Below are 23,752 nucleotides of genomic sequence, written 5' to 3' on the forward strand. Positions count from 1 at the left end.
ATACGATTATTACTGCTCGTAAAAATGGAGTTGAAGTATGAACGAAGCCCCGTAACCTTTATAGGTCGCGGGGCTTTTTATTTATTACGGCTCAATTATGATTACTTTTTTTAGATTTTCTAAAAAACACTATGGCGACACCTAATGTAAAAATATCTGCTAATGGGATAGAAAAAAATATTGAAAATGGAGGGCTTATATTTAAAATGTTTTGTTTGCTAAAAATGTATGGTAATAAGATCATGAGTGGCACAACTGCAATGACTTGTCTTGTAATTCCAAGTATTACGGCATGTATTTCTCTTCCAGTAACCTGTAATAATGTCATGATCGTATAAGTAATACCAAGTAGGGGAAATGTAATGAAAATTACCCTTATAACATCCATAGTCGACACTAGAATAGACATATCAGATGTAAATATATGAAGTAAGTGATTGCCGAACATATAAATTACAAGAGTAATTCCAATACCATAAATAAAAGAATAGTGTATTGTTCTACTTACAGTCATATTCTTTTTTGCTAATTCCTTTTTACCATCATAGTAAGCAATAATGGTTTGAACTGCTTGTGTAATTCCAATTATCGGCATTAACATAAGAATATACATCTTATTAGCAATATTCCAAACGGATATATGTGAATTTCCACCTATCGTAATCAGCTGATGATTGACGATAAATGCAGAAACTCCAGCCAACATTTGTATAGTAGTTTGAGCAAAACCTATTTTAAACATCTTATAAGACATAAATAAATGTTCTTTAACAGATAACCTAGTAATGGAAAACCATAATTTATTTTTAACAAGATAAACAACCGAGATAAAAGCACATACTAGTTCACTGATTAACGTACCTAAAGCAATTCCAGTAATACCTAATTGAAAGCCGAATGTTAAAATTGCATTAAGAATAATATTTATTACAACTGAGAGAGTAATAATAATTGCTTCTGCTTTTGGTTTACCAAAAGCGCGGATAGAACTTGTCAAGGTATATCCAATTGAACTAAAAATATTACTGAATAGTATGATTTTTAAATAATCATGGGCAAGCATATATACTTCTTCTTTAGCACCTAGAATAAGTAATAACGGCTCCAAAAAAAATAATACTATTAGGGAAGTGCCTATACTAACAATTAAAGTCATTATAAATCCACTCTGAAAGTATTTATTTAACTTCAGATTATCGCTACGGCCTAAATACTTTGAAATCATGATTGCTGTTGAAATAGCAAAGAGCGTCTGCAGCGATACAAAGATTGCAAGCAGGGGAGATAACAATCCTATTGCTGACAATGCACTTTCACTTTGATTTCCTAGATGACCTGCAAAAGAAGTATCAACAACTGTGGTCATGGTTTCAATGATTAAGGAAAATATCGCCGGGAACGAAAAAGTAAATATTAATTTATTTACTGAATAGCTTTCATATATGCTCTTATTCATACTGCATCCCTCCAACAAATAAAATATATCACCCCAAACAAGACGTATAATGTCTTATTTGCTGTGTATCTTTTTATTTTTTTTGTAGGGAATAAAGTTCCGTTCAAACTCTACATCGGTTACCTGCGAGCTTTGAATATCAGATATCTTAATTAATATGTATTTTTCATCTAAAGCATAAAGATATAACCCATCGCTTCTTAATACATAGCTAATCGGTGCAACTACCATCGATTTATCATCAATTGATAGGCTAAGACAGTATTCTTCATCGAAACAATGATTTATGTTTTTATATACAACTTCAGTCATATCGATCTTTTCATTTAAAATATCCACAACGAAATATTCATCGGAATCATGTGCGAATAAATAAACTAAATCAGGGGCAATTAACGCCAGTTTTTTCATTATGCTGTCTTTATGTTTTTTTGTTGAAATACTATCGTAAACAGATAATGCAAATGTAATATTTAGCAGATCTTCATTATCAAAGAAACTTCTTGATAACTTGTAGTTCTCATCTATATATACTCCACCTTGATTTCCTTGTTTACAAGTGACAGGCACCCCCATCATAGATAATTTATCAACATCCCTCTGAATGGTTTTAATGCTCACCTCAAAAATATTTGCTAACTCCTCATGTGTTGTTTTTTTTACTTTAAGTAGGTAAAGCAAAATTTCAATTTGACGATTTCTAATCATCCTGCGCCCCCTGCTTTTCGTAAACTGAGTCTTTTGGTTAATCTAAGGTCTTATCATAGGATCTGATGCAAAAATAAAGCATTTATCATTTCACTTCTAAATTAAATGATAACCTAAAGACCTGTTAATAATTCTAAACAATTTGCCATGTAATTTTTGAACCTGGCGGAAGCGTTTGGACTGCCCGCAGCTGCACCTGCAAATGATCCGCTGCAGGATGCTCTGAGCAAGCTGCAAAAGGCTGGTGTGATTGACTCACCAGATTACTGGGTAGTTAATGCCCGCGCCGGTGGAACGGTCAAAGGGGACTATGCCGCGCTGCTTATCAAACGGTTGGCAGATAAATTATAGGGGAGGGTTTATTCGATGGCTCAACAAATTACCCCCGAGCCAATGGCCGGGGGCTTCTTTACTTATCTATATAGACGCTGTTAAAAATAATCCACCGAATAGATATAACAATAAAAAGGCAGCTATTATAATGCTGCCTAATTCCCCGTCCTGATCAAACTTCTTTCTTCGTTTCATTGCATATCTCCATTAATAGTATTTACAATTACTGTAAATTATACTTGTCTTATACGTCAAGTTTCGGCCCGAGAAAGGAGCAGATTTACCTGCTACCACCGTTTCCCCTAATCTTCAATCCACTCATATAAATCATCCATATTACAATCTAAAGCAACCGCAGACATCTTCATTTTAATGACAGAAAGCTTTCTTTCTCCTGCGATGACTTTTGATATAAATGATTCCGAAAGCTTTATCCGTCGGGCTAATTCTGCTTGTGTCATTTCTGCTTTCGTTAAGAGCTGAGGTAAACGGCTTCTCCCTATACGGAGCGCCAAAGAAGCGTACCTCCCTGCTGCTGATTATCTGACTCAAATTATAGGGCCTGCAGGTGTAAAGCAGCCGGTCCCGGCATTGCTTCCGTAGCGATCTTATCAACGACGATTACAATAAAGTGTAGGAATTAAAGACAAGACCACTGAGACAAAAGTCCCGATGGTCTTGTTTTTTAGTTGAGTCTATTTGTAATAACCATTAAGTGCGTAAAGCTTCCGCCTAATTTATTTTCGACTTCGGCTCTACCAGTGACGTAACCTGTGATAGTTACGGTCTGATCGGTTTTAATTTTTGCTGAAGTTGATGGTACTTGCTATACATGTGAAGAACGCGGCTATATACGGTTACGTGATGGTAGATGGACATGTTGGAACTGTGCTGAGATATGAGCGACAGAGCGGATTTATTATAGCAACCCCGTCAGCAAAGCAAAAAGAAGCCTTCCAACAGTTGCGATAATGATACCTAACAACACTTTAAGGATGATAGCTTGTCTATATCGCTAGCTTTTCAATTACAGAGCGGACGTATTCTTCAAATATTAGTGACCAGACAGCAAACATTGCCGTTTATAACACGGACATGGTCAACATGCGCCTGGATTATTGTAACCGTATTGAGCAAGCGGTTCGGCGGCTGCCGCGGCTTGAGCAAAGGTTGATCGAATGCCGGTATATGGGGACGGATTCGGACTACATCACAAATTACAATGTCTTTAATGAGCAACTAAACCCACCTATGAGCGAGACAAAGTACACGGGTATAAGAGGCAGGGCATTTTATAAAATAGTACTTTTCCTGATTGATTCAAAGGTCATCAAACCGGAGGCAGTTTTTAAAGAAACTGAATCATTGGAGGTCAATATACGGAAACACTTGGCGAGCTGCTTGCTGTATATCGTGAGGAAGCGGATAAAATTCGCACTTTAGTGTCAGCGCAAATTGACGGTGAATTAGACGTGACTACTACGAATGAAGGTTCGAAAGGGGGAACGAAATGATATCAAGTCCTAATTACATCAAACAGAAAGCTTTAGTGGAATTAGACGAGCATATTAAAATCTTACGCTCAAAGGCTGGACCGTTTTGCAATCATAATTTTTCGGAACGAGAGATCAAGGCCTTGGTAAAGGAAGCGAGAACTTGTCAAGACGCATTAGCAACGACACTACTTGCTAAAGCAACTCTACTTATCGGTATGGTTGACGAGACTATCTCGCGCAGATTTGAGATGCCGAATAGTTTAGCCGGGGGACAACGTAAGAGAGTGTTTTGGGCAGAGGGGTCCTACAGCAGAAGTAAAGAAACCATCGTCTTCATTTCTCAGTATTAGCGAATTAACTACTGAAGACGAGGATGAAGCAAGTGGAATACGCCTTGTCATTGATCGGATTTATTATTATCTATCGGAAAAAGAAAATGAATCTTGGAAGGCGTTTAGGGTAAGGAAAAACTTAAAACGTGAGATTGGGGACGAATCAATTTCACCGTAAGCTGCGATCAAGTTTGCGAAGCCGAAATCTTACGTAAGGATGGTTCCTGCCTATACAACATACCCCACTTATAAACGCACTTTCAATCCTTGAGCGAACCTATAGGAAAAGGATGTAGACAGCCTTGTAACATATTGAATACGGAGGAACATGACATGTATGGACTGCGGCTAAAAGACGGAACAAAGGTAGCTGGTTTACATTACAAGCCAGCACTCAATGACATCATCCTAATTGACGAAACGTGGAAGTCTACAAGGTGACGGAGATCGTGGGCAGGGTAGCTTATGCTAGACAGACGATTGACCACCCAAAGTGAATTATTCAACAAAGAAACAAGGATGATCCCCGCAAACCGTGTGGATCTGCGGGGATTTTTTGTTACTGTTTAATAACGACCTCTTATCTTGTTATTGCATATACGCTTACAACAAAGTTGGCTGTTGCGCCATTTGGTTTTGCAATATAAAGAGATCTATTTGCATAAACGTCGGTATACTTACCATTTACTACGTCAGAAAAAATAGTTGGATCACTGCCACCACTTACATCTTTCGCAACAGTGAAACTGATAGAGTTGGGATCATCGCTTCCAAAAGGCGTTATTTCCCATTGAAAATTGATTGTGTTGGCAGGAAGAGTATCCGTTGAAAAATTCCCACTGGAGCGGCTTGATTGGCCATCTTGAGGGGTTGGTGAAGAAGTAACGCTGGAAATAAGTATTCTGGACATACAATTATCATCCCTTCACTTTTGTGATGTCTTACAGTACAAGTCTATGGGTGAAATTATTATTTATTACAGCATAACTCGGAGCATGAAGAGTGGATGTCTCAGGATAGCCCGCGTGGGAACGGCCTACTTAACTGAAAAAGGACAGGCGTATTACGAATCATTGCCAGAAGAGGATTAAACATCAAATAGGGGAGGATATCCCTCCCCTGATTATCTTATTTATGCCTAGACACCTTTAGGACGTTTAATTTGAAGAGGCGGGGGAGAAGCCAGCCCTTTTCCTTACTCAATTGAAGAATCTTATAACCTAATGCAGTTTTAGTGACATGTATTTCGCACATAGTGCACCAATATCTTCTCTGATGGATTGCCTCATTACTTGGCTGCATGCAACCAACCCGAGTGCAGTATCTGCTGATATTTTAGCTGCAATCTCAGGATCAGTAAATCTTGCTCCAACAGGAATGTCTTCGAGTTTAACCGATGGTCTATCAGGTAACTGAGGTGTGGTAGCAATTCCATTGTCAGTAAGCAATTTGTCGCACTCTTTAATTTCTAGTTTTGCCTGATCAATTTGAGCATCCAGCAAATTTTTCAAGTCTTTGTCTCCAGCGTGTGGTTTAGGAATGCTTGGTAGCAGGACACAGCTCCCTTAGCTACCATGGAAGCCTGCCAGACACTAAAGATTTCACCATAATGCATTGGTTCATCTTTTGGATTACCGCTTAAAATTCCCATTTTATTGTCCGCTCCTTCTAATTTAGCGGGTTATACAGAGCGGACGTGTTCTTCAAATATTAGTGACCAGACAGCAAACATTGCCGTTTATAACACGGGCATGGTCAACATGCGCCTGGATTATTGTAACCGTATTGAGCAAGCTGTTCGGGGCTGCCGCGGCTTGAGCAAAGGTTGATCGAATGCCGGTATATGGGGAAGGATTCGGACTACATCACAGATTACAATGTCTATAACGAGCAACTAAACCCACCTATGAGCGAGACAAAGTACACGGGGATAAGAGGCAGGGCATTTTATAAAATAAACCAAAGGATGTAAAGGAGATTCTTGAAATCGGCGAGAAACAAACTTATGAATTTTTAAATCAGTCGCCTCCACCCTTTCATATGGTCAGAGTGGGCAGGCAAATTAAAATATCAAGGATGTTTTTAAGCGATTGTTTGAAGGGGAATAGGGTTTTCAAAAGCAAAGTATCCCAAAAGTATCCCAAATCATCATTTTGAGAAGTTCTCGCATAAAATGTATCACCCTATAAACAGCGAAAAACCCTTGATTTCTCAAGGGTTTTTCTTGGATGACCTGAGCCGGGCTCGAACCGACGACCCCCACCCTGTCAAGATGGTGCTCTCCCAGCTGAGCTATCAGGTCTTGTTTGTAAATTCAGTTGTTTCTGGCGACAAGTAGTATCATACCAAGGAAAGCATCAACTGTCAACGCTATTTTTAATCAAATATTTGCATTAAAAAAAACTCCCCGAAAAGGGAGCTTGGTACCAGTAAATCGTATATGTTGGTCGAACTAAGTGTTGATAGCGAGGGTTATTTATCTTTTCTGGGTAGATCCTCATCACCGGCAAGTTTGTCCATGACTTTGCCAACGACTCCACTAATTGGATCAGTTGCCGCTTTGTCTTCGCGCTCAGGCGGGGTGTTAATGCCACCTGCCGTATTTGAGATCTCATTATAATAGTCTTTCTTGTTCTTGTCATTTGATTGTGCCATGATTGTTCATTCTCCTTTCTTCTATCCGTTATAAGTATCTTGTACAAGAAGTTGAAATTTATCATTATCAGATAAATTAACCGGACTAGCTGCAATTCAAACAAGAGTGCATAATTTATCTAAATTTTCTGATAATTATCTTGTGATATTTTTCTTCTTGTTTTATAATGTAATCAGAAGATAAATGAAGAGAAAGGGTGATATTTCATGACTGCACTGCTTTTCTTGGGGGGATTCATCTTTATTGGCTTTAAATTCGCGAATATGCTCTCTAAACCAAATTATAACCATCGCAGCAAACGTAAGTCAGGCTATTCGAGTCATACGGATTCAAGTGGTTATTATTGGGGCGACAGCGGCTCAGATTGCAGCAGCGGCAGCTTGGGCGGCAGTGATTGTTCAGGCGGGGGAGATGGCGGTGGAGGCGGCGGAGGCGACTAAGTCGCACGAAGCGCTTTTTTTTATGTCTGAAAAGTTTATTAGCTGCTCGCCATAGGTAAAAATAGGGTTGCCTCTCCTTTATTTTTGTCACACAATAGGAGAGAATCTAATCAATCATACATAGCGGGAGGAATCCGAATGCCGGTAAAAAAAGTTGAACATGTGGGAATCATGGTAAGCAGCATTGAGAAATCCGTTTCCTTCTATGAAAGGATCGTCGGCTTGAAGCTGAAGGGGTCTGAATCGAATGGTTCATTGAAGCTCGCTTTTCTTGGTTTCGATGCCCATGGCGAGACGGAGGTAGAACTCATTGAAGGTTACGGAGGACCTGTTACGGAAGAAGGCCGAGTACATCATATTGCATTTACAGTGGACAGTATTGAAGAAGAATTTAAGCGGATCGGCCAGACGGACGTTAAGCTGATTGATTCCGAAATAACGACACTGCCTAATGGTTCCCGATATTTCTTTTTTCATGGACCGGATGGAGAATGGATTGAATTTTTCGAAAGCACACGTGTATAAGTTGGCGTATTGTTCTGCCAGGAAACAAACCTTCGGATGGAGTTGACACGAATTTTAATTCGGGTTATTCTACTAAGAAGTTAATAGAAGTGACGGAGACGAGGAGATTTCATACGAAGCGCTTGATCCCTAGGGGATCCGGCTGGTTTGTCATGGGTCTCTTTTTTTCGTGTGTATGGTTCCGGAACACTGAGAAAATGCTTGGCTTCGGAGCCTTGACTGCTATAAACGGACACGCGTACATTTCAGCAGGTGATAGTGTTTTTAGAGGAGGCTCTTGAAGATGACATCTTACATTTTATCCATTGATCAGGGAACGACCAGCTCACGCGCGATTTTATTTGACCGTGAGGGTCACATTGTACATACGGCACAGCAGGAATTTGCCCAATATTTTCCGCAGCCCGGCTGGGTTGAACATAATGCCAATGAAATCTGGGCCTCGGTTCTCGCAGTTGTTGCGACTTGCCTAATAGAGTCAGGTGTTAAACCGGAGCAGGTAGCCGGTATCGGCATTACAAACCAGCGAGAGACAGCCGTCGTGTGGGACAAAGCTACAGGGGAGCCTGTATACAACGCCATCGTGTGGCAATCCCGCCAAACCCAGTCGATTTGCGATGACCTGCGGGACCAGGGTCTTCAAGATAAATTCCGCGAGAAGACGGGGCTATTAATCGACGCTTATTTCTCGGGAACCAAGGTGAAATGGATTTTGGACCATGTGGAAGGTGCCAGAGAACGCGCGGAGAAGGGCGAACTTCTATTCGGAACAATCGACACATGGCTGATTTGGCGTCTGACGGTAGGCAGCACTCATGTAACGGATTATTCGAATGCATCCCGGACGTTGATGTACAATATCCATGAGCTGAAGTGGGACGAAGAGCTTCTGGAAATCTTGACTGTGCCGGCCAGCATGCTGCCGGAGGTGAAATCATCTTCAGAAGTGTATGCTTATACGAGCGAATCGCACTTTTTTGGCCAACAAGTGCCGATTGCCGGTGTGGCTGGCGATCAGCAGGCCGCTTTGTTCGGGCAGGCCTGCTTTGAGAAGGGAATGGCCAAGAACACCTACGGAACCGGCTGCTTTATGCTGATGAACACGGGGGATCAGGCGGTTGCGTCCAGCCATGGCCTTCTCACTACGATTGCCTGGGGAATCGGCGGCAAGGTCGAATATGCGCTTGAGGGCAGCATATTCGTAGCCGGTTCCGCGATTCAATGGCTCCGTGACGGGCTGCGCATGATTAAGTCCGCGAAAGACAGCGAATCTTACGCTTCCCGCGTGGACTCAACGGAAGGCGTGTACATCGTGCCTGCCTTTGTCGGACTCGGAACGCCGTACTGGGACAGTGACGTTAAAGGTGCGGTCTTCGGACTAACACGGGGGACGAGCAAAGAGCACTTCATCCGCGCCACTCTGGAGTCCCTGGCTTACCAGGCTAAGGATGTGCTTGCGGCGATGGAAGCGGATGCGGGTACAGAGCTGAAGAAGCTCCGGGTAGACGGGGGTGCCGTCTCCAATGAGTTCCTCCTCCAGTTCCAGAGTGATATGCTGGGAGTTCCCGTGGAACGCCCGCTCATCAATGAGACCACGGCCCTTGGTGCCGCTTATTTGGCGGGGCTTGCTGTCGGCTACTGGAAAGACTGCGATGAAATCGCCGCACAGTGGGCAAGCGGCAGGGCTTTTGAACCGGTGATGGCGCCGGAACGCAGCAGCGAGCTGTATAAAGGCTGGAAGAAAGCTGTGCACGCTGCGATGGCTTTCAAGTAAGAAGGGCGGCTCAACTCTTTCAGGAGGATTACAAATCATACGAAGCTCCTTGTTATCCCAAACTGGGATTAAAACAGGGAGCTTTTATTTTTTTACATGACACGCTTATTCGACAACCTTTCTAATGATTCTAATGAGATACTTAGTCAAGGAAACTAGTACAAACTGTCTGATTATAAGGAAAGGTTTGGTTACAGGCGGATACCGGGTAAGAAAAAAAGGATACCGGCGCGTTTAGTCCGCGTCTTGTTGGCATATCCTACTATTATCGGATCAGGAGGTTTCAACATGCGAAAACCTATTCAAACCCTGCTGCTTACCGCGGCTGCACTTACGGCATTGGCCGGCTGCGGTAACAGCAACAACGAATCGACCGATTCTCTTACTTCACCGTCACCGGCGGCACTGCCGACAGCTTCGGCTGCGCCTTCGCCATCCCCATCTGCCTCTCCTTCAGCTTCACCGGGTTCATCCGTGGTCGAGATAGGGCTTAAGAATGCAGAAGGTACCGCCATCGGAACGGCGCGCTTCTCCTCAGAAAATAGCGGAGTACGGTTAGAGGTCCAGGCAACGAAATTAACGCCGGGGGAGCATGGGATCCATATCCATGAATCGGGAGCTTGTGAAGGGCCGGATTTCAAATCCGCCGGTTCTCATCTTAATCCCGAATCCCGAATGCACGGGACTGAGAATCCCCAGGGACCCCATCTCGGAGATCTTCCGAACCTGAAAGCGGAGGCAAACGGTGAAGCAAAATTGAATGTGCTTGTGGAAGGCTTCACGCTGGAGAAAGACAAGCCGGGTTCGCTGTTTAAGCAGGGAGGAACGTCGCTGGTCATCCATGAGAAGCAGGATGATATGAAGTCTGATCCGGCTGGAAACTCGGGCAATCGTATCGCATGCGGCACGATTTCGAGCGGCAAATAGGCCATAATTGGCTAGCTGATGGAGGCAGGCAAGCATGATCAAGACACAAGAACTCAAACAACAAATGGATGATTTATCCAGACAAAACGACATGCTGCTTGTAGAAGTGGAGCAGTTAAAGAAAATGATCCAGAACAACGAACAGCAAGGAAATAACGGGCAGGGTTCTGCGGATAGCCCGGATCGTTCGGACCGTCAGTCTTCCTCGAGCTCGTCCGGCTCAGGCGGGGCTGATCATTCTGCCGGCGGCTCGCAGGATGCCGGGAATAACGAGTCCGAGGCGGGCGATCTGGAGCAAGGGAATGATAACCAGGCTCAGAGCTCATCAGGGCAGATGACCCGGCGCAGTTCATCGACTAGACAAAAACAATCCGCCCCGAATGAGAGTTCTTCATCCGGAAGCCAGCAGGGTTCTGCTCAAGATCAATCGGCTACAGGTCAGAACCAAGGACAGCAGCAGAGGGCGAATCAGGGGCAGAATCAGCAGAACGGCAGTCAAAGCTCCGGTTCCGGTGTATCCGCGATGGCAGACGATCTGAATGTCATCAAAAGCATGGTGGAGGAACTGGAAAGAAAAACAACGAGGCTGGTTTCGGATCAGACTAACGGATCGCTGACGGAGAAGGATGTCGTTAATTTGATTTTGTATATGATGAATGGAATGATTGACTGGACTGCTGATTTTGTCAGTCAGAATAAGACATCTTCTTGAACAATTCGACAGGTATGAAGCCGTGAGAGCGGCTTTTTTTCTTGGGAAAAAAGAGGGAAACTCATTGATCCATTCTTTAGAGAATTCGACAAGATACACTTATTTACAGTTCACGGAAGTCCATATAAAGTAATGATAGTGTTGTTTACTCGCTGGGGCTTGACCTGCCTGAACCGGACTATTGAGAGGATGAGCTGGGAGTATGAGAAATTTGGATATTCGAATCATAAGCACACAGCTTGGATTACGCTCCGAATCGTTGGAGGCTTGGCTGGCAAAAGAACAGCAGACGAAATCAGAGCAGATTTACAAACCGGAAATGAGAAATCAGTGTCACGGATACGATCCGTATGAGAACAAACCTTCAGATGAAATGTCTATTATTTCTTTATAGTTAAGACTTATCCAGACGATTTGTACAGCACAGTGCGGATCGTCGCCCGGCTTCGGGTCCTCCCCTTACATATCTTCCGCCTCCTGCCTCCTGATTTCCATGTTAATTCCCACCAGAGTCAGGGTCCCTATAGAAAAAGCCTCTCAGAGAGAGGCGCCGGCCAGTCGTCCCGTTAACAAATTAAACGGGTGCTTGAAACATTTGTTTGGCACAATATTCGATAATATCGCTCCGTCTTACAATTCCGATAAAATTACCGGAGTCGTCTACGATCGGTACAAAGTTCTGCACCTTGGAGAGATCAATCAGATCTTCCATGTTAGCATGAATATGAACCGGTTTATTTTTCATACGAAGCGGTACTTCTTTAAGAGTATGCCGATGTGCATTATCGAATGTAACGCCCGGTGTATTTTTGAAATACCAGAGCAGGTCTCCTTCAGTTATCGTTCCCATATATTTTCCATCCTCCGTGAGGATAGGAACTGCTGTATACCGGTGATATTCCATACGCTCTAGCGTCTGGCGGAGTGTAGCATCAATCGTCGTCGTAATGACTTCCTGTTTGGGAAGCAGGAAAAAAGCAATGTTCATGAATCAGGCTCCTTTACGGGCTAATAACGTGATCAATGATGACCCTCATCAGTTATTATACTATATCGCCGGGATAGAAACGATAGGTGCTGACCCGGATGATCGCCTGGACAATGCGGTCTCAAATAAGCTATAGTATCTCGTAACATTCAGAAAAGGAGATACACAGCAATGGAATTCATCCGTGTAACTAATCAGGAGCAGTTAAAGGAATGTCTGGATATCCGCAAGGAAGTATTCGTGATCGAGCAGCAGGTTCCGGTTGATTTGGAGATTGACGAAATAGATGCTTCCCCGGCAAGCGGGTATCACGTCCTTATCCGGGAAGATAATCAAGGGGTGGCGGCAGCACGCTGGAAAGACTACGGGGAAGGCCGGGCCAAGCTGCAGCGTATTGCGGTACGCAAACTTTTCAGAGGGACGGGCCTGGGTTCAAAGCTGGTATCAGGCATGGAGCTCCACGCCAAAGAACTCGGCTTTAGGGAAGCGGTTCTCGATGCACAATGCCAGGCCGAGTCTTTCTATGCGAAGATGGGGTACAAGACGATTTCGGAGGAACCGTTCGATGATGCGGGAATACCTCATGTACGAATGATCAAGTCGCTGTAGCTTCTATACCGCGTCTTTCTTGCGTGAAGAATAAGCTGGATTGGATTCTTCCGGGCTCGCCATCGGAAATGTCATAATGAAGCGGGTTCCTTTATTCACAGTGCTTTCGATCTCAATTGTCCCATCGTGATCCTGTACGATTTTGTGACAGATAGAGAGGCCGAGGCCTGTTCCACTGTCCTTCGTCGTATAGAAAGGGTTGAAGATCTGATCAAGCTGCTCCGGTGGAATTCCGGAGCCTTGGTCCTCTACCTCAAGGACAACATAGTAATCACGCGGATAAAGGCGGATGATTACTTTTTTATTGTCCTCCATGGACTCGTAGGCGTTCTTGATCAAATTAATGAGCAGCTGTATCATTTTATCCTGATCCATCCAGATATTCATCGGTTCTTGGGGAGGCACGTACACAACTTCATGACCGAACCGGCTCATTTCAGACAACGTTAGTGAAATTACCCGCTGAATGCATACCTGGAAAGATTGCACGCGGAAATGAACGGCATGAGGCTTGGAGAATTGCAGGAACTCAGCAGTGAGCTCGCTCATCCGGCTGATTTCATCCATAATTAGCGGGTACCAGTTCTCGATGTTGTAACCGTTTGATTTTGAAATTTGCAGAAAGCCTTTAATCGTCGTAAGCGGGTTGCGAATTTCATGCGCCATACCCGAGGCAAGCTCCCCCACGATCCTTAGCTTTTCAGAACGCAGCATATGTTCCTCGCGTTTAAGCCACATCTCTCTTTTCATCTGGAATAAATTGTTCTCTGCAAGCAGTATGAGATCATCTTTAGTTCCGCCCTTATCGGTTAGAACGGCGCTTCCGTATGTAATTTGTATGCCCGTTAATTTGGGGAGTTCGGAGCCGAGCTGCTGTTCGATATACTGGAGCATCTGCTCCTGTTCTGTGTAAGCTAACGCTACAGCGAATTCATCTCCGCCATATCGGGAAATGAAGAAAGCTTCCGAGAACTTGATTTGCAGAAGGTCGGCCACCTGCTTCAGAATTAAATTCCCGGCCTGAAATCCTTGTGATTTATTCATGGCCTTTAAATCGGTACAATCAATCAGGATGAACATGACGTGCGATTCCTTATGAAGCAGGTCCTTTAACTGCTTGTGACAGGATTCGTAATTCGGAAGACCGGTCAATGCATCATGAGTAGTTAATTTTTTTCGTTCTCCCGCCAGTTTTTCTCCTTGTTTAATCGAGCTGATAAGCGTGACGGAAATGAGAATGAATACGGCGGAATTCGTTACGTAGAGAACAAGTCCCCATAGTGTCGAAAATGTCGTGAATGAATGGACGACGGCTTTAGAAATGATCGGAAACAAAATCATATTAAGCCCGACTAGAGTCCAGATGGTTGATTTCGATTTATTGTCATGTAAATCAGCGGTAAGGATCAGTATATACAGGGAAAAACACCAGTCCGTCTGGGAAATCCAGTGAAACATAATAAGCAGAGCGAGTTTGGATAAAGATACATACAGAGAAGGTTCTTTCGTCAAATGGGCTAGAATGAGAAGGATACACAGCCCGATCAGCAGTAAATTATGCAGTGCCAGACCGAAAGAAAGAGATAGAACCGTAATAACGGAAGCATAAGAGGCCACGAACCATTTGTACATATAGAAATCCACCTCTTGGCAGGTCTTGTAAGCATCTCATCAGGGATTCGACTGGTTAGCAGTGGATGCAGTATAGGACCTGTTAGTTTCAAAGAACTAGGTCGAAAGACTTATTAAAATTGTTTCAATAAGTAAAACCAGGTGCGTACACCTGGTTCCGTTCTCTATAAAGTATAGATTTGGTGCTGCTTAATAAAAGTCATTTTTCCTGATTTGCCCACATGCAAAGGCATACTATCTCCGTAATGCATCAAATAGATCCGGGATTGCACCGACTCGGGTAAGGTCAGCAGTTCTTCGAGCGAAGCATGCACGACACCCGGACTCTCAAGCTGGCAGTCATGGAAAATCCGTTTGCATTTGCGTTTGTGGATGATTTCCCGGGTAAGCAGTTCCGGGCAAAAACGAATATCGGCACTATAAAAAATTTGATCGTTTACAAAAAGAGAGAAGCTCTTCTTTCCCGTAATATGAGGGGTTTCCATAATTTCGATCTGCAGGCCTTCATGGATAGAGACAGGATGCCCTTCATGTAGGAGCTCGACTTCGAAGTAATCCGTTAAGCCGGACAATTCCTCACCCGCATTCTCCATTCCGCCTTTGAGTGTATGTTCCCAAATAGCCTCTTCCAACGCGGCGGGAAGATAGAGCTTTAATTTACGTCCGTATTTGTAACGCATTTGAAAGGCAAGTTCCTCAAGCCCGCCGACATGGTCGGAATGAAGATGGGTAATCAGTACGCCTCCGAGTTCATTCACTTGAATGTTCAACTCATGGAGCGCGCGGGGAGCTGTATTGCCCGCATCCACCAGAAGCGTAAATCCGTTGCAGGTCCAGAGTGCATTGTTGTTATAGAATTTCTTGGCAAAAGCACTGCCGGTTCCGATCATTTGCAGCTGTAAGCTCACAAAACGGCCTCCGTTCTCTAGAGATACGTTCTTTCACAACTCTAGCACGGAAAAAGTTGGATTTCAACCGCTTTCATTCTGTAAAAGTTTTGTAGGATACGACTTCTGTACGGAGGGCGGCAGTGATATAATGGAAGGTGAAGAGGCATTAGGTAAGGAAAGTAGGGGGTTAAGATGGCATTATCTCTGGGGTCAAATTTACAAGCGATTTCACTGTTCGGTACGCTGGGTATGGCGCTTCTTGTTCTTGCTATCCGGATGAAGGCATCCAAGCGGCCTGTGAATGCGATGAAGATATTAATGCCGCCCATTGGAATGAGCACAGGCTTTCTTATGTTTGTGGCTCCAATGACACGCATACCGGTGACGTGGGGATTACTTGCTTTTGCAGTAGGGGCAGTCGTGTTTGCCTACCCTCTGATCCGCAGTTCAGGATTTACCAAGCAGGGTGATTATGTTTATCTTCACCGTTCCAAAGCTTTTCTGTTTATTTTGATCATCCTGCTCGCTATTCGGATGCTGCTCCACGGTTACGTGGAAGAATTTATCAGCGTCTATCAAACCGCTTCCGTGTTCTTCATTCTTGCATTTGGCATGCTCCTCCCGTGGAGGGTTGCCATGTACGTGCAGTACCGCAAATTGATGAATTCATAGAAGACTGTTAACCTGCCGCCGTTATTTCAGGGCTTGTGCCCTGATTAACAGGCGGCCCGTTTTTTCATGGACTCTACAATCAGACCATCTAATTGCTGGCTGATTTCCACTACTTTGGGATGATTCATATTATATTTATGTTTAGCAGCCATAAACGACAGTACACCTTTTAATTGCTCGATCTCCAGATCTAGTGTGAATGGGATGGACATAATACGTGAAACCTCCTCCTATAGTAGAAATGAGTGTGTCATAAAGGGATGGATGCCGGGTATTCGTTTATTTGCAGTTGAGCTTAGCTAAACAAGTTGGAGAGGAACAGAAGATATGTCATGGGTTTTGTGGAGTGCAGCTGCGCTCATCTCCTTTGTAATAGTAGGTTCTGTCGGGATTTCCGCCTATGTAGGATGGCAGCTTACACATCCGAGGAGGCAGCCTGTAGATGATTCGCCTCAAACCTATGGGCTGAATTACCAGGATGTAGAATTTGCAAGCCGTACAGATTCAATGGTGCTGAGCGGCTGGCTGATTTCTCCCGAGGAGAATGGCTGTGATCAAACGGTTATGACGATTATCTTCGCGCATGGCTATGCCGGTAATCGCTTGGAGCGCGGTCTGCCTGCTCTCGCACTTGCAAACACGCTTGTCCGTTCCGGATACCGGGTACTTCTGTTTGATTTCAGGAATTCAGGGAAATCTTCAGGGACCATGACTTCGGTCGGTTATTATGAGAAGCGGGATCTCCTCGGAGCCATTGATTGGATATCGGATAAATTTTCGGCGCAACCCATAGGTTTAATCGGTTTTTCTATGGGAGCGACTACGTCTTTGCTCGCAGCGGCTGAACACCAGAATGTGGCAGCCGTAATTGCGGATAGTCCTTTTCACCATTTGAAAAAATATTTGAAGACGAATTTACCGGTGTGGTCCGGACTTCCGAACTTTCCGTTTACACCTCTTATTCTGAGTCTGTTCCCTCCGCTGCTTAAGATTGATCCGGAGGAAGTGGATGCTATGTCTGCAGTAGAGGCGATCTATCCACGGCCAGTCCTCTTTATTCACAGCCGGGATGACGCGGCCATACCGCAGAACTCATCGGAACAATTATGGGAGCGGCATCAGGATCGGTTTGAATTCTGGCCTACTGTCGGCGCGCCTCATGTTGGTTCCTATCAGATGCTGCCCGAGGAATATGCTGGACGTGTCCTGGATTTTTTTGGTTCCGTTCACACGAAGGACAAACCTTTGGAACCTGCCGCACGCTTATTCCTGTAATTCCCATTAACCGCAATTCATTCCTGTGAATCGGTCTTTTGGAAAAAATATTATTTTTACCGGAAACGTATAAATTCAGCATAGAACCCTCGTGATAGAAGGGGTTTGACCTGTCTGATATTCCATGTTACGATACGTTCGAGATACGCTTTATAAGCATTAAATTAAATTGAAAAACGAAATGAGGTTCTACGATGAGCGATCACAAACACGAGCATGGCGAGGATTGCGGATGCGGGCATGACCACGATCATGAGCATGAAGAGAGTGTATTTATAGTAACGGACGAAGAAGGTAAAGAGCATGAGATGGTCATGGTCTATACCTTCGAATCCAAGGAACAGCTTTATGCGGTTCTTCTCGACAAGAATGACCCTGAAGCGGATGGCGTTATTTTCCGTGTAGAAGAAGAAAACGATGATGCTTACCTGGTAAACATTGAGGATGAAGAAGAATGGGAACGCGTCGTAACTGTTTATAACAAAATTATTGAAGAAGAGAACCGCGAATAGTTTGCGGGTATCCATGCATGAGTTCGTGAAGCCCAGCTGCACGTACAATAAAAAATCCCTTTTCCTGCCTGACAGGAAGAGGGATTTCTGCGTTGATGCTTGGATGTTATTTGCGCGGGTTAAAAAACATGGTGCGACCGTTAAATAGTTCCAGTTCCGCTTTCCATTGGCGGGCCAAATACTTGCAGAGTTCGTTGCCTTTGGATTTGTCGCCATGTGATGACGTGTCCGGAAGAACAACCTGAACATAATGCTGTTCTTTGTCTTCCTTTATCCGGGAACCGACACCCAGAACGATATTCCGGTAACGGGAAGAGGTTCCTTTTAAATAAAACCATTTGCCTTCCGCCTCAGGCGGGGTTTCCATCGTATAAGGAAAACCCGCAGCGTCGTACTCCCATCCGAGCTGCTCACCAGTTCGGGCCAGCTGCAGTTTGTACTGGGAAAGCTGTTCCTTCAGTTCTTCTAACGTGAGGGAAGATAGGGTGGAACCTGTGACAAAACGAATAAATGCGCTCTGACTCATAAATAACGGCACCTCCTGACAGCAATCCCCCACATCATAGCATTAGCGGTCATTTTTTACAATTGGGCTGTCTGTTAGAAAATCGCTTGGGTTTCAACGATGACTTTGACGAACTGGCAGCTGCGATCTTCAGGACCCTTCACTGGAAGACCCACTTCAACGTGCTCGATGATATAATCGATATTTTCCTGTGAAATGACTTCACCCGGCAGCAGAATAGGTATACCCGGCGGATAGACATAAATAAATTCCGCAATAATCCTTCCCGCTGATTCCTTAAAGGGAACAATTTCCGTATCTCCGTAGAAAGCATCACGCGGAATGAGGGAGAGTTGAGGAATTTCCGGGATAATGACGATTAATTCGTCTTGTGCATCCTCCGTATAATGTTCAGCGGCTAATTCCTTTAAAGCTTTAAGAAGAATTTCGATATTGTCTCTGGTGTCTCCGGGAGTGAATAGGCACAGGATATTGTACATATCACTAAGCTCAACTTCAATATTGTAATGGTCCCGGAGCCAGTTCTCTACATCGTAACCAGTGATTCCGAGATGCCGGATATGAACGGTCACCTTCGTCGGATCGTAAGCGTAGGTGGCCTCCGTTCCAAGAATTTCTTCTCCGAATGAATACAGCCCGGGAATCTTATTAATCTCTAGGCGGGCGTACTCCGCAAGAGCAATCGTATTCTCCGCGAGCTGGTGCCCGTTCAGCGCCAGATGACGGCGTGCGGTATCCAAGGAAGCCAGAAGTATATAAGAAGTGGACGTGGTCGTCATCATGCTCATAATCGTCTGGATACGCTTAGGATTGACACGGCTGCCTTGAATGTTCAGAACGGAACTTTGCGTTAAGGAGCCGCCCAGTTTGTGTACGCTTGTAGCGGCCATATCTGCACCGGCTTCCATAGCAGACATGGGCAGTTTATCATGGAAATGAATGAGCACCCCGTGGGCTTCATCGACAAGCACCGGAATGTCATAACTATGAACCAGCTCGACGATTTCCGAAAGATGGGTGCAAACGCCGTAATAGGTCGGATTTATGACGAGAACACCTTTGGCATCCGGATGTTTTTCTAGCGCCCTCTGCACAGATTTGGTTGTGATCCCGTGGTCGATACCCAGATTGGCATCTCGTGCGGGAGAGATAAAGACCGGTTTGATACCGGCGAAAATAATGGCGGCCATAACAGACTTATGTACATTCCGGGGAATGATGAGCTTATCGCCTTCACTCGCAACGGACATGATCATAGTCATGATGGCCCCGCTTGTACCTTGAACGGAAAAATACGTGTAATCGGCTCCAAATGCGTCAGCCGCAAGTTTTTGAGCTTCTTCTATAACGCCCGTAGGTTGATGAAGGTCATCCAGGGGAGCAATGTTGATCAAGTCAATGGATAGTGCATTATCGCCGAGAAATTCCCGGTATTCAGGATCCATCCCGACTCCTTTTTTGTGACCTGGAATATGGAATTGGATCGGATTTTTCTCCGCATGCGAGCGCAGTGCCGAGAATAGGGGCGTGCGATGGTGTTCCATCCGGCAACCCTTCCCTTCTGAGTGGAATTTCTGGACATCGTATATACGAATCCGAGAATAAACAAACAAATTAGAGTATAACAAATACGGACAAGCATGCAAGTGTATTTTATAAAATAGTTTGCCCTGCCGTTGGAGAAACTAACAAAAAGCAGGAAATATAAGGAGAAGGGGAGACCGGATGAATCTTGCGATATGGAAAAAAAGAGCGGGAGTGACTTCTCCTTTCGTCTTTCAATTGCTGGTTATTATGTTTCTCGTTGAATTTGTCAAAGGCGCTCTGCTGCTTACCATCTTACCCGTCTATATGTCAACCGTACTGGGCGCAACGGCCTATGTCGTGGGCTGGTCCCTGGCCGCCCAATATATTGGAGATAACGTCTTCCGGACACCTGTCGGATGGCTGCTCGATAAGGCGGGCTACCGACTCTCTATGCTGCTGGGAATCTTGCTTACAGGAAGTGCTGTCGTCATCATGGCGACGTTTACGGCCCACGGCTGGATGGTTGCAGCCTGTGCTCTGCTCGGCATCGGTACAGCGCCACTATGGCCCGCTGTTATTGCGGGCACCACAGAAGTAGCGGGGGATAAGGCGAAAGGTACAGTCATGAGCATCGTTTATATGGCCTGGTTATCCGGTACCGGACTAGGCCCTATTGTTATTAATTTTTTCATTCAGGGAGCGAATTACGGTCCTGCCTATCGGGTTCTGCTGATCTCCATGGGCGTAGTGCTTCTGGTATCGGTATTTCTCCCTAAAAAACCGCAGACCGTAAGTCCGGCAGATGCTTCACAAGCGGATAAACATGATCAGACAGTGGCAGTAAAGAATAAGCGGTTTCAGACGAATGTAATGAGCATGGAGGCCGGAGCCGATCCTTTAGGCGTTCTACCGGAACGTACCCGCCCAAAGAGTCGGCCGATCCTAAAACGCGCTATTCAATATTTACAGGAAGTGCGGTCCTCACTGCGGGAAATGAAGGTAAGCCGGTTTCTTTATCCGGCGATGTTCTTGCAGACTTTTGCGCTTGGAATCCTGACCCCCATCCTGACTCTTTTCGCGCGCGAGGTCTTGCATTTGTCTCCGGCCCAATACAGTATGCTGCTTGTTATTGGCGGAGGGGCTGCTGTTCTGCTGCTCGTTCCTGTCGGCAAGCTGGTCGATCGCTTCGGCGTCAAACTGCTGCTGGCACCCGGTTTGATTTGCAGCGCATCCGCGCTGCTCTCACTAGGTTTTATCCGCCAGTATTCCTTCGTATATGCGCTCGTGATTTTGCTCGGCATCGGCTACGCACTCATTATCCCCTCTTGGAATGCCATGATCGCATCGGCGGTTCCGAAAGAGAAGCGTGGAGCGATCTGGGGCTTTTTTCTTACGATTGAAGGGATGGGCATGGTAGTGGGTCCGATTGTATCGGGCAAGCTGTGGGACACGTTCGGTCCGGCTGTACCTTTTACGGTAAGCGGTTCGGTCCTGCTGGTCCTGCTCATTTTGCAGTGGCGTATCTTGGCTAAAAGTCAAACTTGACTTAAAGGGAAGCGAGCGTCTATCGGCCCCGCGGCCGGTGGACGTTCTTTTTATTTAATAGGTTTTTTTTAAGGCTATGTTAAATTCTAATGTTGATAGTGGAGAATTCAAGGTGTTGCAACCAAATATCCAATATAGCAATTCAAAAGAAACTGTTATATTCATCCTATGTTATCATAAGCATCAAACATAAATTATTGCAGTTAGAAAGGAGTAAGGCATGGCAAATATCGAGCACTTGCAAACCGTACATGTTCCAGCGTCGAAGGTGTATGAAACTTTAACCACCGCTGAAGGACTGTCGGAAATATGGACCAATGAACTCATTATTAATAATCAGATTGGCTTTATTAATGAATTTCGATTCGGCAGCAATGACGTAACTAAGATGAGAATAGAGGAATTGATCACTAATAAAAAAGTCGTTTGGCAGTGTATAGATTCGGATCCTGAGTGGATTGGTACGATTATTTCCTTTGATATTCAAGAGAAGAACGGGAAGTCTTTTATTACTTTGCGTCATTCGAACTGGAAAGAAGTAACGCCATTTTATCGCTCCTGTAACTACAACTGGGCTATTTTCCTTTATAGTCTCAAATCCTATTGTGAAGATGGCGATGGTATCCCCTATCAAAAACGTAAGTTTTAACAATTTATGTACTAATGCTCATTCCGCTAATGGGGAGCGATAGCTTAATAAACGTTTTTTTTCACCAAGGCGGTTTTCTTAAAAGAAAAAAGGAATAATTAGGTTATGAAAGATGCTATAATACAAGTGTTTTTACGAGGGGGGATGGTAAAAGCTGACGAACAGATATTTCTCATAAAAGTAAGCGCTTACTGTATAGAAGCCTTAGGAGGTGGATGACGAATTTCGGGTGGTTTTGGTGCTGATGGTAGTAAGGGGACTGCCTTTAATAGTTTCTGAGAAGGTAGAAGCTAATATAGAAGAGAAGGAGGCTTGAATTCTTATGAAAATGAAGAGGAAATTGTCTCATTCCCTTATGGTGCAGACAAACATAATTGCAGCAGCCTGTTTGCTCCTGTTGACATCGCCGGTATCTGCTGTGAGTTACCCGCAAGCAGCGGTTTCTTCCGATCAGGATCGGGTCGCGGTTAGATCGGAAGAAACGGCCGCGGCGGCCGCAGCAGCAAATCCGGATGAGTTAAGAACGCTGCCGGTTGCGATGCAGTCAGTCTTGCAGGAGCCGGCGCCGCTTAGGACGGTATCCTGTGCAACCGCTTCCTGCCTGCAGAGTGCACTCAAGAAGGCTTCCGCAGGCGATCGGATCGTGCTGGCTCCGGGCACTTACACGGGCACTTTCTCTTCACCGGGAGAAGGGACACTCTTGAACCGGATCACGATCGAGAGCCAGGATGCAGCAAATCCGGCTGTGATTTCGGGATACTCGGCAGGGGGCGGTTACGCGCTGAAAGTGACGGGAGATTTCTGGACTATCCGTAATCTGAAATTTACCAATGCACAGAAGGGCATCATTCTCGACCATTCTAACGATTCGCTTATATCGGGGGTTGAGGTATACGGAATAGGGTATGAGGGCGTACATTTCCGGGATGGAAGTTCTCGCGGCAGGATCGAAAATTCGTATATACACGATACGGGGACAGTGAACAAAGGGTTCGGGGAAGGCATCTATGTGGGATCTGCTGAAGGATCGGGTTACAACCAGGCTGTGCATGATACCGTTATACGCGGGGTGAGGCTCGGACCGAACGTAACTGCGGAGCATATTGATATTAAGGAACGGACGAGCGGGACAATCGTGGAGGACTGTATTTTTAACGGTACGGGCATCAGTGGCGAGAATTATGCGGACAGCTTTATTGATGTCAAAGGAAACGACGCTTCAATACGGAATAACACAGGCTACCGGAGCGGCAATGTGCTGATTAAGGATGCTTTTCAACTGCATCAAATAGTCGCAGGCTGGGGTGTTAACAACTATTTCAGCGGGAACCAATTGTTTTTGGACAACGCCAATGCTTATGTTATTGCTGCTTCGAACGGTACGCAGGCATTTGCGAGCCAGAATGTCCGGACTCCCGCCGGGAACTTGTATACGGGGAATGTTACGGTATACTGAGCGTCTTTATCATGCTGTACTCTAACTGTATGAATGTGAGCTGTTTAGGATAAAAAGCCGGGATTCGCTAGCCTTGTGACAGGAGGCGGAATCCCGGCTTTTTGGTGATCCT

25 protein-coding genes, 1 tRNA gene and 1 pseudogene are annotated in these 23,752 nt (G+C 44.9%); 14 read left to right on the forward strand and 13 right to left on the reverse strand.

Annotated elements, in window-relative coordinates; translation table 11 throughout:
• Positions 1–91: 91 nt before the first annotated feature.
• The 3 genes from AR333_RS06555 to AR333_RS06570 form a co-directional block, all read right to left on the reverse strand.
• Positions 92–1,456, reverse strand: a complete 1,365-nt coding sequence (locus AR333_RS06555) for an MATE family efflux transporter (protein ID WP_068774473.1) — start codon at positions 1,454–1,456, stop codon at positions 92–94.
• A 54-nt stretch (positions 1,457–1,510) separates the two neighbouring features.
• Entirely contained in the window at positions 1,511–2,164 is a 654-nt protein-coding gene (locus AR333_RS06560) for a YafY family protein (protein WP_068774474.1), read from the reverse strand.
• 635 nt (positions 2,165–2,799) lie between these two features.
• A complete protein-coding gene (locus tag AR333_RS06570) occupies positions 2,800–3,012 on the reverse strand; it encodes a helix-turn-helix domain-containing protein (protein ID WP_068774476.1) in 213 nt (70 codons plus the stop codon).
• A 995-nt stretch (positions 3,013–4,007) separates the two neighbouring features.
• Between AR333_RS06570 and AR333_RS06580 the strand changes: the two genes are divergently transcribed.
• Positions 4,008–4,343 carry a hypothetical protein gene (locus AR333_RS06580; RefSeq protein ID WP_068774478.1) on the forward strand — a complete coding sequence of 112 codons (336 nt, stop codon included), beginning with the start codon at positions 4,008–4,010 and terminating at the stop codon, positions 4,341–4,343.
• Between the two features lie 562 nt (positions 4,344–4,905).
• On the opposite strand, the gene AR333_RS24220 is transcribed toward AR333_RS06580, so the two are convergent.
• From AR333_RS24220 to AR333_RS06595, 4 genes and pseudogenes are all read right to left on the reverse strand, one after another.
• Positions 4,906–5,235, reverse strand: a complete 330-nt coding sequence (locus AR333_RS24220) for a DeoR family transcriptional regulator (protein ID WP_084783520.1) — start codon at positions 5,233–5,235, stop codon at positions 4,906–4,908.
• A gap of 228 nt (positions 5,236–5,463) precedes the next feature.
• Positions 5,464–5,976: pseudogene (locus AR333_RS06585) on the reverse strand (DUF3231 family protein).
• A gap of 578 nt (positions 5,977–6,554) precedes the next feature.
• Positions 6,555–6,627: transfer RNA gene (locus AR333_RS06590), tRNA-Val, on the reverse strand.
• Between the two features lie 170 nt (positions 6,628–6,797).
• Positions 6,798–6,980, reverse strand: coding sequence for a hypothetical protein (locus AR333_RS06595; protein ID WP_068774479.1), 183 nt, complete (start codon positions 6,978–6,980; stop codon positions 6,798–6,800).
• A gap of 207 nt (positions 6,981–7,187) precedes the next feature.
• On the opposite strand from AR333_RS06595, the gene AR333_RS06600 reads away from it, so the two are divergent.
• From AR333_RS06600 to AR333_RS06625, 6 genes are all read left to right on the forward strand, one after another.
• Positions 7,188–7,421 carry a hypothetical protein gene (locus tag AR333_RS06600; protein ID WP_084783521.1) on the forward strand — a complete coding sequence of 78 codons (234 nt, stop codon included), beginning with the start codon at positions 7,188–7,190 and terminating at the stop codon, positions 7,419–7,421.
• A gap of 138 nt (positions 7,422–7,559) precedes the next feature.
• A complete protein-coding gene (locus tag AR333_RS06605) occupies positions 7,560–7,946 on the forward strand; it encodes a VOC family protein (protein ID WP_068774481.1) in 387 nt (128 codons plus the stop codon).
• 283 nt (positions 7,947–8,229) lie between these two features.
• Positions 8,230–9,720 carry a glycerol kinase GlpK gene (gene glpK, locus AR333_RS06610; protein ID WP_068774482.1) on the forward strand — a complete coding sequence of 497 codons (1,491 nt, stop codon included), beginning with the start codon at positions 8,230–8,232 and terminating at the stop codon, positions 9,718–9,720.
• A gap of 288 nt (positions 9,721–10,008) precedes the next feature.
• Positions 10,009–10,647 (forward strand): superoxide dismutase family protein, encoded by a 639-nt coding sequence (locus tag AR333_RS06615; RefSeq protein ID WP_068774483.1) that lies wholly within the window; start codon positions 10,009–10,011, stop codon positions 10,645–10,647.
• Between the two features lie 34 nt (positions 10,648–10,681).
• Positions 10,682–11,359 (forward strand): hypothetical protein, encoded by a 678-nt coding sequence (locus tag AR333_RS06620; RefSeq protein WP_068774484.1) that lies wholly within the window; start codon positions 10,682–10,684, stop codon positions 11,357–11,359.
• A gap of 202 nt (positions 11,360–11,561) precedes the next feature.
• On the forward strand, positions 11,562–11,753 hold the full coding sequence (locus tag AR333_RS06625; protein WP_068774485.1) for a hypothetical protein: 192 nt from the start codon (positions 11,562–11,564) through the stop codon (positions 11,751–11,753).
• 180 nt (positions 11,754–11,933) lie between these two features.
• On the opposite strand, the gene AR333_RS06630 is transcribed toward AR333_RS06625, so the two are convergent.
• A complete protein-coding gene (locus AR333_RS06630) occupies positions 11,934–12,347 on the reverse strand; it encodes a CBS domain-containing protein (RefSeq protein ID WP_068774486.1) in 414 nt (137 codons plus the stop codon).
• 171 nt (positions 12,348–12,518) lie between these two features.
• Here AR333_RS06630 and AR333_RS06635 point away from each other — a divergent pair, with 171 nt between their 5' ends.
• On the forward strand, positions 12,519–12,956 hold the full coding sequence (locus AR333_RS06635; protein ID WP_068774487.1) for a GNAT family N-acetyltransferase: 438 nt from the start codon (positions 12,519–12,521) through the stop codon (positions 12,954–12,956).
• A 3-nt stretch (positions 12,957–12,959) separates the two neighbouring features.
• On the opposite strand, the gene AR333_RS06640 is transcribed toward AR333_RS06635, so the two are convergent.
• Positions 12,960–14,588: an ATP-binding protein gene (locus tag AR333_RS06640; protein ID WP_068774488.1), complete on the reverse strand. Its 1,629-nt coding sequence runs from the start codon at positions 14,586–14,588 to the stop codon at positions 12,960–12,962.
• A 164-nt stretch (positions 14,589–14,752) separates the two neighbouring features.
• Entirely contained in the window at positions 14,753–15,496 is a 744-nt protein-coding gene (locus tag AR333_RS06645) for an MBL fold metallo-hydrolase (protein WP_068774489.1), read from the reverse strand.
• A gap of 174 nt (positions 15,497–15,670) precedes the next feature.
• On the opposite strand from AR333_RS06645, the gene AR333_RS06650 reads away from it, so the two are divergent.
• Positions 15,671–16,150, forward strand: coding sequence for a CcdC family protein (locus AR333_RS06650; RefSeq protein ID WP_068774490.1), 480 nt, complete (start codon positions 15,671–15,673; stop codon positions 16,148–16,150).
• 44 nt (positions 16,151–16,194) lie between these two features.
• Here AR333_RS06650 and AR333_RS06655 read toward each other — a convergent pair whose 3' ends face one another.
• Positions 16,195–16,362, reverse strand: coding sequence for an aspartyl-phosphate phosphatase Spo0E family protein (locus AR333_RS06655; protein ID WP_068774491.1), 168 nt, complete (start codon positions 16,360–16,362; stop codon positions 16,195–16,197).
• A gap of 115 nt (positions 16,363–16,477) precedes the next feature.
• On the opposite strand from AR333_RS06655, the gene AR333_RS06660 reads away from it, so the two are divergent.
• Together AR333_RS06660 and AR333_RS06665 are read left to right on the forward strand one after the other, a co-directional pair.
• On the forward strand, positions 16,478–17,425 hold the full coding sequence (locus AR333_RS06660) for an alpha/beta hydrolase (protein WP_253735736.1): 948 nt from the start codon (positions 16,478–16,480) through the stop codon (positions 17,423–17,425).
• 194 nt (positions 17,426–17,619) lie between these two features.
• A complete protein-coding gene (locus AR333_RS06665; RefSeq protein WP_068774492.1) occupies positions 17,620–17,937 on the forward strand; it encodes a DUF1292 domain-containing protein in 318 nt (105 codons plus the stop codon).
• A gap of 106 nt (positions 17,938–18,043) precedes the next feature.
• On the opposite strand, the gene AR333_RS06670 is transcribed toward AR333_RS06665, so the two are convergent.
• Entirely contained in the window at positions 18,044–18,463 is a 420-nt protein-coding gene (locus AR333_RS06670) for a DUF1885 family protein (protein WP_068774493.1), read from the reverse strand.
• 74 nt (positions 18,464–18,537) lie between these two features.
• Positions 18,538–20,007 (reverse strand): aminotransferase class I/II-fold pyridoxal phosphate-dependent enzyme, encoded by a 1,470-nt coding sequence (locus tag AR333_RS06675; RefSeq protein WP_068774494.1) that lies wholly within the window; start codon positions 20,005–20,007, stop codon positions 18,538–18,540.
• A 181-nt stretch (positions 20,008–20,188) separates the two neighbouring features.
• Here AR333_RS06675 and AR333_RS06680 point away from each other — a divergent pair, with 181 nt between their 5' ends.
• The 3 genes from AR333_RS06680 (at position 20,189) to AR333_RS06690 (ending at position 23,640) form a co-directional block, all read left to right on the forward strand.
• Positions 20,189–21,535 carry an MFS transporter gene (locus tag AR333_RS06680; protein WP_068774495.1) on the forward strand — a complete coding sequence of 449 codons (1,347 nt, stop codon included), beginning with the start codon at positions 20,189–20,191 and terminating at the stop codon, positions 21,533–21,535.
• A 220-nt stretch (positions 21,536–21,755) separates the two neighbouring features.
• The gene (locus AR333_RS06685; protein ID WP_068774496.1) at positions 21,756–22,184 is read left to right on the forward strand and encodes an SRPBCC domain-containing protein; all 429 of its coding nucleotides are present in this window, start codon (positions 21,756–21,758) and stop codon (positions 22,182–22,184) included.
• A 322-nt stretch (positions 22,185–22,506) separates the two neighbouring features.
• Positions 22,507–23,640, forward strand: coding sequence for a right-handed parallel beta-helix repeat-containing protein (locus tag AR333_RS06690; protein ID WP_253735737.1), 1,134 nt, complete (start codon positions 22,507–22,509; stop codon positions 23,638–23,640).
• Positions 23,641–23,752 lie beyond the last annotated feature (112 nt).

Source organism: Paenibacillus sp. FJAT-26967, assembly GCF_001541095.1.
In the GTDB taxonomy this organism is placed as follows: domain Bacteria; phylum Bacillota; class Bacilli; order Paenibacillales; family NBRC-103111; genus Paenibacillus_F.

Excerpts from the sequence above, each read along its gene's own strand:
- AR333_RS06580 (WP_068774478.1), top strand. The coding sequence starts at position 4,008 with ATGATATCAAGTCCTAATTACATCAAACAGAAAGCTTTAGTGGAATTA.
- AR333_RS06685 (WP_068774496.1), top strand. The coding sequence starts at position 21,756 with ATGGCAAATATCGAGCACTTGCAAACCGTACATGTTCCAGCGTCGAAG.
- AR333_RS06630 (WP_068774486.1), bottom strand. The coding sequence starts at position 12,347 with ATGAACATTGCTTTTTTCCTGCTTCCCAAACAGGAAGTCATTACGACG.
- AR333_RS06620 (WP_068774484.1), top strand. The coding sequence starts at position 10,682 with ATGATCAAGACACAAGAACTCAAACAACAAATGGATGATTTATCCAGA.
- AR333_RS06670 (WP_068774493.1), bottom strand. The coding sequence starts at position 18,463 with ATGAGTCAGAGCGCATTTATTCGTTTTGTCACAGGTTCCACCCTATCT.
- AR333_RS06675 (WP_068774494.1), bottom strand. The coding sequence starts at position 20,007 with ATGGAACACCATCGCACGCCCCTATTCTCGGCACTGCGCTCGCATGCG.
- AR333_RS06605 (WP_068774481.1), top strand. The coding sequence starts at position 7,560 with ATGCCGGTAAAAAAAGTTGAACATGTGGGAATCATGGTAAGCAGCATT.
- AR333_RS06660 (WP_253735736.1), top strand. The coding sequence starts at position 16,478 with ATGTCATGGGTTTTGTGGAGTGCAGCTGCGCTCATCTCCTTTGTAATA.
- AR333_RS06665 (WP_068774492.1), top strand. The coding sequence starts at position 17,620 with ATGAGCGATCACAAACACGAGCATGGCGAGGATTGCGGATGCGGGCAT.
- AR333_RS06690 (WP_253735737.1), top strand. The coding sequence starts at position 22,507 with ATGAAAATGAAGAGGAAATTGTCTCATTCCCTTATGGTGCAGACAAAC.
- AR333_RS06560 (WP_068774474.1), bottom strand. The coding sequence starts at position 2,164 with ATGATTAGAAATCGTCAAATTGAAATTTTGCTTTACCTACTTAAAGTA.
- AR333_RS06650 (WP_068774490.1), top strand. The coding sequence starts at position 15,671 with ATGGCATTATCTCTGGGGTCAAATTTACAAGCGATTTCACTGTTCGGT.
- AR333_RS06625 (WP_068774485.1), top strand. The coding sequence starts at position 11,562 with ATGAGAAATTTGGATATTCGAATCATAAGCACACAGCTTGGATTACGC.
- AR333_RS06635 (WP_068774487.1), top strand. The coding sequence starts at position 12,519 with ATGGAATTCATCCGTGTAACTAATCAGGAGCAGTTAAAGGAATGTCTG.
- glpK (WP_068774482.1), top strand. The coding sequence starts at position 8,230 with ATGACATCTTACATTTTATCCATTGATCAGGGAACGACCAGCTCACGC.
- AR333_RS06555 (WP_068774473.1), bottom strand. The coding sequence starts at position 1,456 with ATGAATAAGAGCATATATGAAAGCTATTCAGTAAATAAATTAATATTT.
- AR333_RS06680 (WP_068774495.1), top strand. The coding sequence starts at position 20,189 with ATGAATCTTGCGATATGGAAAAAAAGAGCGGGAGTGACTTCTCCTTTC.
- AR333_RS06600 (WP_084783521.1), top strand. The coding sequence starts at position 7,188 with ATGACTGCACTGCTTTTCTTGGGGGGATTCATCTTTATTGGCTTTAAA.
- AR333_RS06640 (WP_068774488.1), bottom strand. The coding sequence starts at position 14,588 with ATGTACAAATGGTTCGTGGCCTCTTATGCTTCCGTTATTACGGTTCTA.
- AR333_RS24220 (WP_084783520.1), bottom strand. The coding sequence starts at position 5,235 with ATGTCCAGAATACTTATTTCCAGCGTTACTTCTTCACCAACCCCTCAA.
- AR333_RS06655 (WP_068774491.1), bottom strand. The coding sequence starts at position 16,362 with ATGTCCATCCCATTCACACTAGATCTGGAGATCGAGCAATTAAAAGGT.
- AR333_RS06595 (WP_068774479.1), bottom strand. The coding sequence starts at position 6,980 with ATGGCACAATCAAATGACAAGAACAAGAAAGACTATTATAATGAGATC.
- AR333_RS06615 (WP_068774483.1), top strand. The coding sequence starts at position 10,009 with ATGCGAAAACCTATTCAAACCCTGCTGCTTACCGCGGCTGCACTTACG.